Genomic DNA, 664 nt, shown 5'->3' with positions numbered 1-664 from the left:
AACAACCATTGATAACGCAAGCGTGATGCTTTGGTTGATCCCGGCCAAAATGGTTTTTGTCGCAAGCGGGAGCTGAACTTTAAACAAACGCTGAGCTGTTGTAGAACCGAACGCCTCAGTCGCTTCAATCAGATCCGCCGGCACTTGTTTTATACCGAGAACAGTCATGCGGATTGTCGGCGGCATCGCGAAGATAACAGATGCAACAACACCCGGCACAACACCGATGTTAAAGAAGAAAATCGCCGGCAATAGATATACGAAAGCAGGCATTGTCTGCATTAAATCAAGAATTGGCGTTACAATACGGCGAACCGTTTCTTTCTGAGACGCCCAAATTCCGATCGGAACCCCGACCACAATCGAAATAATCACAGATGTCAAAACAAGCGCCAATGTTTGCAGCATTGGGTCCCAATATCCTAAATAATCGATCAGGAGGAATCCAATCAACGTAAATAACGCAATTCCCCTTGTACTGATCCACCACGCAAGTGCGGCGAAAATAATCGTTAACAAAATAGATGGAATAAATCCAAGACCGGTGACAATTCCATTTACAAAAGCGGCCAATCCGTTAGCGATTCCGTCGAAGAATCCGCCAAACGTCATCGTAATCCAGTCAACAAAACGGTCAATAATATCTGCTAAAGGTATTCTAGGC

At 45.2% G+C, this 664-nt stretch carries 1 protein-coding gene; it reads right to left on the bottom strand.

Features of this window, described 5'->3' with window-relative positions:
• Positions 1-664 (bottom strand): glycine/proline betaine ABC transporter permease subunit OpuAB (gene opuAB, locus ACWHAR_RS27980; protein WP_452088551.1); only part of this gene is annotated, 664 nt, incomplete at both ends.

The sequence above is a fragment of the Bacillus sp. LR--39 genome (assembly GCF_053613335.1).
This window is presented reverse-complemented; position numbering and strand designations above follow the sequence as displayed.